The sequence below is a fragment of the Burkholderia sp. HI4860 genome (assembly GCF_002223045.2).
Classification (GTDB): domain Bacteria; phylum Pseudomonadota; class Gammaproteobacteria; order Burkholderiales; family Burkholderiaceae; genus Burkholderia.
Window position 1 is genome coordinate 111,280 of the sequence record NZ_NKFO02000002.1, and the last position, 8,355, is coordinate 119,634.

Here is an 8,355-nt window from a genome sequence, read left to right on the forward strand (position 1 = left end):
GCCGGACGGCCATTTCCGCCGCTTCCAGACATTTTGCCGTCAAGATGCCTTCCCGAACCGTCGGATTGTCTTCCTGTGGACCGCCCCATGTCACAGCTGCTTGTGCCGCTTGCCGTTGCACCGTTCATCACCGTCGCCGCGCTCGCCGCCCTTCCTGCCCGGCCGGCCACGGCCGCGCCGCCGGTCAGCGCCCGCTGCGGCGGCGCGACCACGCCGGTTGCCGACCTTCGCGGCGCCGGCGGCCCGTCGCCGCTGGCGGGGCAAACGACCTCGATCGAAGCGGTCGTCACCGCGGCGTTCGGCGGCGCCGACGGACTCGGCGGCTTCTTCGTCCAGCAGGCCGACGCGCAGCGACGGCACCGGCCGGGCGTCCCTGAAGGCGTGTTCGTGTACGCGCCGAGCGCGCGCGCGCAGGCCGGCGATCGCGTGCATCTCACGGGCCGCGTCGACGAGCGTTACGGCCGGACGCAATTCACGCTGTCGGGCGGCGTGACCGTCTGCGCGCGCGGGCAACAGGTCACGCCTGCCACGCTCACGCTGCCCGTCGCCACCCCGGCGGTGCTGGCCGCGCTCGAAGGCATGCGGGTGCGCCTGCCGCAAACGCTGACGGTCAGCGATACCCACGAACTCGGCCGCTACGGCAGCGTCGTCCTCAGCCACGGCCGGCTACGCATCCCGACCCACGTCGCTCCGCCGGCCGAGGCCGCCGCGATCGCGACCGCCAACGCACGCAACCGCATCGTGCTCGACGACGGCTCGGCCCGCCGCGAGCCCGCGACCGTGCGCTATCCGCCGCCCGCGCTAAGCGCTGCCAACACGCTGCGCGCGGCTACACGGTACGCGGCATCGAAGGCGTGCTCGAGCTGCGCTACGGCGCGTGGCGGCTGCAACCGGTCGCCGGCGCGGCGCCGGTGTTCGATGCCGCCGCGAACCCGCGCACCGAGGCGCCGGCCCGGCACCCGGACGCCGACGTGCGCATCGTGTCGTTCAACGTTTTCAACTATTTCAACGGCGACGGGCGTGGCGGCGGTTTCGATGCCCGGCCAACCGCGGTGCGAAAACGCCCGCCGCGTTCGCGCGACAGGAGGCGAAGATCGTCGCGGCGTTGCGCGCGCTGCGTGCCGACGTGATCGGGCTGGTGGAAATCGCGAACAACGGCCACGGTGAAACAAGCGCCGTACGCCGTCTCGCCGCGCAACTCGGCGACGGCTGGCGCGCGGTCGAGCCCGGCACCGCGCGCCTCGGCCGCGATGCGATCGCAGTCGCGCTGCTGTACGACAGCCGCACGGTCGAGCCGGCCGGGCGCGCCGCGACCGTCGCACTCGGCGGCCGGCACCGCCCGCCGCTCGCGCAGACATTCCGGCGCACCGGCGGCACGCGCGCCTTCACGGTCGCGGTCAATCACCTGAAATCGAAGAACTGCCCGAACGCGACCGGCGCCGATCGCGACCAGGCGGACGGCCAGGGCTGCTGGAATGCGGCGCGCACGCGAGCCGCCGTGCGCGTCGCCGACTGGCTCGCCACGTCGCCGACCGGCGCCACGGCCGATGGCGTCCTGCTGATCGGCGACCTGAACAGCTACGCGAAGGAAGACCCGGTGCGCGCGCTCGAATCGCGCGGCTACGCGAACCTGGTGGCCCGCTTCGTCGGCGATGCTGCGTACAGCTACGTATTTCGCGGCGCAGCGGGCAGCCTCGACCACGCGCTGGCCACGCCGGCGCTCGCCGCGCGCGTGAGGGCCGTACACGTCTGGCACATCAACGCCGACGAGCCGGCCACCCTGCAACCGTTGCCTGATTACAAAACGGCCGCGCAACGGTCGATTTATTACGCACCCGACGCGTACCGGTCGTCGGATCACGATCCCGTCGTGATCGACGTCGCGCTTGGCGATGGCGGCGCGCCGGCAGCCCCGGGCACGAACCATGCTTCTCGATCAACGGTCGATTAGTGCATTTGCATCAGCACAAGGCCTGCAACGGCACTATTTACCTGGTGGCCCGGGTGACGCGATATTTACCGGGCTTTCACTGCGTATCGCAGCCCGATACGCCGCTTCGCCGGAACGCGAATTTTTTTCAATCGCCGCGCAGCCCCGTGCGGCGGGGCTTCGCGGCGATCCTGCCGACAAATTGAAAATTTGTCTCGAAACAAAATCGGGCCAAGTGAATCACACAGGTTGCTGGGATTCGTCTTATCTTCAAATTTGCCTTGAATCGAAGGAGGATAAACACCATGGCGCTCACTGACTCGATCGAACACAAGCTGGACCGCGGCCTTTCCGACATTCGTCGCACGGGCCGGCGCGTGGGACGCACGACGCGCTCGGCCGCCCGCGACCTGCATGACGACGTCACCGACGATCTGCGCGGGCTGGTCGACGAACTGGAAGATCTGCTGAAAAACGACGGCGACGGCGATATCGCCGCGCTGCGCAAGCGCGTGCAATCCAAGCTGGATGAAGCGCGCGGCGCACTCGACCATGCGTCGGGCAGCGCGGCCGCCCGGCTGCGCGATTCGGCCGAACGCGTGTCGCAGGTCGTGCAAGACAACCCGTGGCAAACCGCCGGCGTCGTCGCCGGCCTCGCGTTCGTTGCGGGCCTGCTCCTTGCCCGCCGTTGAGCGGAGCCGGCCGCCACGCGCCCGCCCCGTCCGTCCTCAATCAGACAAACGAAGGAGAAACGCCATGCAGAAGACCTTTGCCATGAAAGCCGCCGCCGCCGTCCTGCTCGGCAGCCTCGCGCTCGCCGGTTGCACGACCACCCCGGACAAACCGGAAGGCGCCGCGGCCAGCGCGTCGAAGCGCCAGTCGATCGACGCCAGCGTCAACGCGACGCTGTCGCGCCTCTATTCGACGGTGCCGGGTTCGCGTGAACTCGTCGCGAAATCGCGCGGCGTGCTCGTGTTCCCGAACGTGCTGCAGGCCGGCTTCATCGTCGGCGGCCAGTCCGGCAACGGCGCGCTGCGCGTCGGCGGCAGCACGGTCGGCTACTACAACACGTCGTCGCTGTCGGTCGGCCTGCAGGCCGGCGCGCAGTCGAAGGCGATCGTGTTCCTGTTCATGACGCAGGATGCGCTCGACTCGTTCCGCAAGTCCGACGGCTGGGCCGCGGGCGCCGACGCGTCGGTCGCGGTCGTGAAGGTCGGCGCGAACGGCGCGGTCGACTCCAACACCGCCACCGCCCGGTCCAGGTGCTGGTCCTGACCAACGCGGGCCTGATGGGCGACCTGTCGGTGAACGGCACCAAGGTCACGAAGCTCAATATCTGACGATGCGGCACGCGGCGTCACGCCGCGTTTGCTTCCCGGCAGCGCCGCGGCCCCGGCCGCGGCGTTTTCGTATGGGCCGCGCGCAGCGGCTATGATGGCGGCGCCTTTGCGGGCATACTCCGCTTCGGGCCGCCCTGCGTCGCATTTCGCCGCGAACCCGTGACGATCGGGAACCGATCGCGCGCGGGGCAACGAGATTCAATCAAACCACGCATCAATCTGCGCGAACGTCATCCATGGAAAGCGGACACGACCACCAAAAATTCTTCTATTTCCTGCTGGCCGCGGTCACCGTCGGACTCTGCTGGATCCTCGCGCCGTTTTCCGGAGCCGTGTTCTGGGGCACCATTCTCGCGATCCTGTTCCAGCCCGTGCAGCGCTGGCTCGCCGCGCGCTTCGGCAAGCGGCGCAACCTGGCCGCGCTCGTGACGCTGTCGCTGATCGTCCTGATCGTGATCCTGCCGCTCGTGTTCGTCGCCGCGACGCTCGTGCAGGAAATCGCGTACGTGTACCAGGAGCTCAAGGACGCCCAGCCGAACTATTCGCAGTATTTCCACGACATCATTCATGCGCTGCCGACGTCGATCCAGAACCTGCTGCAGAAATACGGGCTGACCAACATCCCGGGCATCCAGAAGAAGCTGACCGACGGCGCCGCGCAAATCAGCCAGTTCGCGGCCACCCAGGCGCTCAGCATCGGCCAGAACACGTTCCAGTTCGTCGTGAGCTTCGGCGTGATGCTGTACATGGTGTTCTTCCTGCTGCGCGACGGCGGCGAGATCGGCCGCCGCGTGCGCCGCGCGCTGCCGCTCGACGAGGAGCACAAGAACCTGCTGCTTGCGAAGTTCACGACCGTCGTGCGCGCAACGGTGAAGGGCAACATCGCGGTCGCGCTCGTGCAGGGCGCGCTCGGCGGCCTGATCTTCTGGATCCTCGGGATCGAGGGCGTGGTGCTGTGGGGCGCGCTGATGGCGTTCCTGTCGCTGCTGCCGCGATCGGCGCGAGCCTCGTCTGGGTGCCGGCCGCGCTCTACTTCCTGATGATCGGCGCGGTCTGGAAGTGCGTGATCCTCGTCGCGTTCTGCGTGGGCGTGATCGGCCTCGTCGACAACCTGCTGCGCCCGATCCTCGTCGGCAAGGACACGAAGATGCCCGACTGGGTCGTGCTGATCTCGACGCTCGGCGGGATGGCGCTGTTCGGCATCAACGGCTTCGTGATCGGGCCGCTCGTCGCCGCGCTGTTCATGGCGAGCTGGGACATCTACGCGCGCGCCGAACAGGGCGAATGACGCATCGCGTGGCCGCGTGCCACGCACCTGCGGCACGCGCCGTCACGGATGGCGAATGCGGATCACGACGGGCGCTCGGCGCCCGTTGCTTCATCCGCGCCAGCGTCATCACGCGCCATACGGGCCCACGCGATACGTGCGGCCCGATACCAGCGGCACGCTTCGATCGTCGTGCGCATCGCGCCACGTTGCCCGCACACGCGAAGCGACTTCGGGCGAGAGCCGCGCACCGTCGGGCCCGACCAGCGCCACCTGGGCGCCCGGCAATCGCCGGCCATGGGCATCGAATCGCAGCGTTGCCGCCCCCCGCCGTTCGCCATCTCTCGTCCTTCGACACCTCGCCCGAGCGCGCGTCGAGCGTCACGTCGTAGAGATCGACGAGCGCGCCCGTGAACCGTACGGTGCCGTCCGACGCGGCATGCCGGCCGCCACCGCATTCGACATCGCGAACGCCGCGCCAAGCCGATTACGATCTGCCGCACGGCACCGGCGCACCACACCGTTCGATTGCGTATCGCCACCGATGCGCCGCTTCGCGTCGTTTCGCATGTTCCTCTCCTCTTCCGTGTGACCAGAAAAAAAGGCGGCGTGACGCGTCGGTCACGCCGCTGTCTGCTGGCAATCACTTTAGGGAGAGACGTCGGACAATATATGGGACTAGTCCGAAACTAATGCACGGTTGTTCGAACGCACCGCGTTCGCATCGCTCGCGGCAGCGTACGAACGGCATTGCACGCTGCGCGTCGGGCGGTCACGCGCCGGGATCGACGCGCAGCACGAGCTTGCCGCGATGGTCGCCGTCGAACAGGCGATTCAGCACGTCAGGTGCATTCTCGAGACCGTCGCAACAGTTTCTCTGCCTTGAGCCGGCGTCGCGCAGCCAGCCGCGAGCGTCTGCACGGCTTCACGGCTCTTGCGATAGTCGAGGATGAGGAAGCCGCGCATCGTCAGCCGCTTCGAGATCAGCACGCCGACGTCGTCCGCGCGCGCCCGCTGTTGTAGTTCGAGATCACGCCGCACAGCGCGACGCGCCGCCGATCACCATCCGCGACAGCACGCGCGCATCACCTCGCCGCCGACGTTTTCGAAGTTCACGTGCACGCCGTCCGGCGTCGCCGCTTCAGTTGCTCGGAAATCGTCGGCTTGTAGTCGACGGCCGCGTCGAAACCGAGCGTCTCAGTCAGGTAGCGGCACTTGTCCGCGCCGCCCGCGATGCGACCACGCGTGCGCCGTGGATCTTGCGATCTGGCCGGCGATCGAGCCGACCGAGCCGGCCGCCGCCGATACACGAGCGTCTCGCCGGCTGCACCGGCGCGATATCGGTCAGCCGTAATACGCGGTCACCCGCTCATCCGCACGCGCCGAGCAGCGTCGGCAGCGGCAGGCCGACGCGTGGGCAGCTTCACGAGCTGCGCGGCCTGGTCGGCAGGCACGACCGCGTAATCCTGCCAGCCGACGAGCCCTGCACGAGATCGCCTTCGCGAACCCGCGTTGCGCGACGCCACCACGCGCCCGATGCGAGCGCGCGCATCACTCGCCGATCGCGACGGGCGGCAGGTACTGCGGCACGTCGCTCATCCACACGCGGTTGGTCGGGTCCATCGACAGATACAGCACGCGCACGAGCACTCGCGTCGGCGAGCGCCGGCACGGCGTCTCGACGAGCGAAAAGTGTTCGCGGCGACCCGCCTTCCGGGCGCGTTTTCAGCAGCAGTTGGCGGTTCACGGGTGTGGACACGATGTTCTCCTCCGGTCGTAGTAGTTCGGGATGCGCGTCAGACGCGCACATGCCGCGTCGATCACGAGTTCGGCGCCGTCACGAAGCGGCTCTCGTCGGATGCGAGATACACGGCCGCGTGCGCGACGTCGTCCGGCTCGCCGAGCGGCGCAGCGGAATGCCGCGCGCGAGCTTGCGCGTCGCGTCGCGTTCGCCGAGCGACTGGAACAGCGGCTCGACGATCCCGTGCGGATGAACGCGGGTGAATCGAGTTGCAGCGCACGTCGATCTCGCGGCGCGCGCAGTCGATCGCGACGACTTCGTCAGCGACGCGACCGCCGCCTTCGACGCGTTGTACGCGGTGAAATCCGGCTCGACCTTGAACGCGGCGACCGACGAGATGTTGATGATGATGCGGGATGGCTTTCGGCCAGATACGACAGTGCATGCTTGCAGCCGAGCACGATGCTTCGACGTTGATCGCCATCACGCGCCGCCATTCGTCCAGCTGATCTGCGCGGGCGAGCGATCGAGCCGACGCCCGCGTTGTTGACGAGCACGACAGCCGCCATGCGTCGACCGCTCGCGAGCAGCGCCTGCCAGCGCGCTTCGTCGCGCACGTCCTGCGTCGGCGAACGCGACCGGCGTCGCGTGGCCGCGTTGAGCTCCTGCGCGAACGCGTCGAGCACCGCCGCGTCGGCGATGTCGGTCACGAACACGCGCGCGCCTGCTCGACATCGGCGCGCGATCGGCGGCCGAGGCGCCCGCGGCGCCGTGATGTATGCGCACTTGCGCAAGGCGCGAAGAAACGACTGTCATGTGACTGCTCTATCGTGAATCGTCGTCGCGGAACGCTGCGCGACGGGTGGGCCGTGCCTGTTCCGGCCGAGCGGCGGTCGACCGTACTCGACATCACGAGGCGCCGCACGGTTTCACGAGTATATCGACATGAACCTGACGCGTGCGGACGTGCCGGGCAGCCTGCCCCGGTGAACGACAGCCAGCGTACGCGAATGCGCCATCGATGAATGATAATCGTTATGCCGGTCATAGCTCTGTTCATGACCTCAGCGTGTCGGCGCGCAGGCGCGGGCCGGCTGCCCCCGCGATCATGCAGACCGGCCGGTCGTTGATTCAGGCAATGAGAAGCACGGCGTTCCGCGCGGACGCGAAAGCGCTCGGAAGATGAACGGGGTGAATCGTGCAACGCCGGGCGAATGCGGGCAAGAAAGCGGCACCGGGCGCGCACGCTACCGTCAGAATCCGTCGCCGACGCGCGCGCACGAACGGCAGAGTTGCGGCGAATGGTGTCGATCATCTGCTGGAACGGCGCACGGTGCCGTACGCGATGCCGACACGAGCAGCAGCAGACGCCGCGACGCGCGCGAGAAGGCACGCTGCCGCGCGCTGTCGTAGCCGCGCAGGAACACCAGCGCGACCAGCGCGCCGAGCATCCAGCCGACGATCCTCCGGCACGGTGTGCGAATGATCGAATACGCGCGCGACGGCCGTGAGCGCGCCGACGGCCAGCCGGCCGCGATGCCGGGCGTCTTGCCCGGCCGGAACGCCTGCCACAGCATCGACAGCGCGACGGTCCACACGGACGTCGACAGCATCGTATGGCCGCTGATCACGCGGAAATCGAATTGCGGCAGCTCGATGCGCACCCGCATAGAGGATCTTGGTGGCGCCGACGAGGCCATGCCGGCGGCGAGCAGCACGCCCAGCGGACGGCGAGGCGCCAGTCGGTCAGCGCGAACCACGCCGCGCAGGTCAGCGCGATCGGCAAGGTCAGCGCGGCATCGCCGATGTTGCTGATTTCACTCCACATAACGGACTTCGGACGACGATCGAAAGGCCGCAGTTTACCGCATGCGCGCCGCGCGACTGTGTCAGCCTGTGTCAGGCTGTATCAGCCCGCGACACCGGTAATCAGCAGCAGGTTCGTGCCGGTGATGACGACGAACAGCCCACGCGGCGATCTGCATCCCGCGCCCGATCGTGTGCTCGCCTCGTGTTGCGATCGCTGACCGAGCGGATCAGCGGCCACATCGCGAACGGCAGCTGCAGGCTCAGCAGC

Annotated in this window: 4 protein-coding genes and 6 pseudogenes; 5 read left to right on the forward strand and 5 right to left on the reverse strand. The window is 68.3% G+C overall.

Features of this window, described 5'->3' with window-relative positions; translation table 11 throughout:
- The first annotated feature begins 87 nt into the window (after positions 1-87).
- The 5 genes and pseudogenes from CFB34_RS15055 (at position 88) to CFB34_RS15075 (ending at position 4,558) form a co-directional block, all read left to right on the forward strand.
- Positions 88-1,951: pseudogene (locus CFB34_RS15055) on the forward strand (ExeM/NucH family extracellular endonuclease).
- Positions 1,926-2,249: a hypothetical protein gene (locus CFB34_RS15060; protein ID WP_242808655.1), complete on the forward strand. Its 324-nt coding sequence runs from the start codon at positions 1,926-1,928 to the stop codon at positions 2,247-2,249. The pseudogene CFB34_RS15055 and the gene CFB34_RS15060 overlap by 26 nt, the downstream one beginning before the upstream one ends.
- On the forward strand, positions 2,236-2,622 hold the full coding sequence (locus CFB34_RS15065) for a DUF883 family protein (protein WP_089428053.1): 387 nt from the start codon (positions 2,236-2,238) through the stop codon (positions 2,620-2,622). The genes CFB34_RS15060 and CFB34_RS15065 overlap by 14 nt, the downstream gene beginning before the upstream one ends.
- A gap of 64 nt (positions 2,623-2,686) precedes the next feature.
- Positions 2,687-3,270: pseudogene (locus tag CFB34_RS15070) on the forward strand (YSC84-related protein).
- Positions 3,271-3,506: 236 nt separating this feature from the next.
- Positions 3,507-4,558 (forward strand): annotated as a pseudogene (locus tag CFB34_RS15075) (AI-2E family transporter).
- A 360-nt stretch (positions 4,559-4,918) separates the two neighbouring features.
- Here the strand turns inward: CFB34_RS15075 and CFB34_RS15080 are convergent.
- From CFB34_RS15080 to CFB34_RS15100, 5 genes and pseudogenes are all read right to left on the reverse strand, one after another.
- A complete protein-coding gene (locus tag CFB34_RS15080; RefSeq protein ID WP_242808656.1) occupies positions 4,919-5,107 on the reverse strand; it encodes a hypothetical protein in 189 nt (62 codons plus the stop codon).
- Between the two features lie 202 nt (positions 5,108-5,309).
- Positions 5,310-6,296 (reverse strand): annotated as a pseudogene (locus tag CFB34_RS15085) (NADP-dependent oxidoreductase).
- Positions 6,297-6,374: 78 nt separating this feature from the next.
- Complete coding sequence (locus CFB34_RS15090; RefSeq protein WP_347404476.1) at positions 6,375-6,731, reverse strand: SDR family NAD(P)-dependent oxidoreductase; 357 nt, start codon at positions 6,729-6,731, stop codon at positions 6,375-6,377.
- Positions 6,732-7,531: 800 nt separating this feature from the next.
- Positions 7,532-8,106 (reverse strand): annotated as a pseudogene (locus CFB34_RS15095) (phosphatase PAP2 family protein).
- 81 nt (positions 8,107-8,187) lie between these two features.
- Positions 8,188-8,355: pseudogene (locus CFB34_RS15100) on the reverse strand (divalent metal cation transporter); the annotation flags it as partial.

Bases quoted from the DNA above. Each gene is read 5' to 3' on its own strand.
- CFB34_RS15080 (WP_242808656.1), bottom strand. From the start codon at position 5,107: ATGCGAAACGACGCGAAGCGGCGCATCGGTGGCGATACGCAATCGAAC.
- CFB34_RS15065 (WP_089428053.1), top strand. From the start codon at position 2,236: ATGGCGCTCACTGACTCGATCGAACACAAGCTGGACCGCGGCCTTTCC.
- CFB34_RS15060 (WP_242808655.1), top strand. From the start codon at position 1,926: ATGCTTCTCGATCAACGGTCGATTAGTGCATTTGCATCAGCACAAGGC.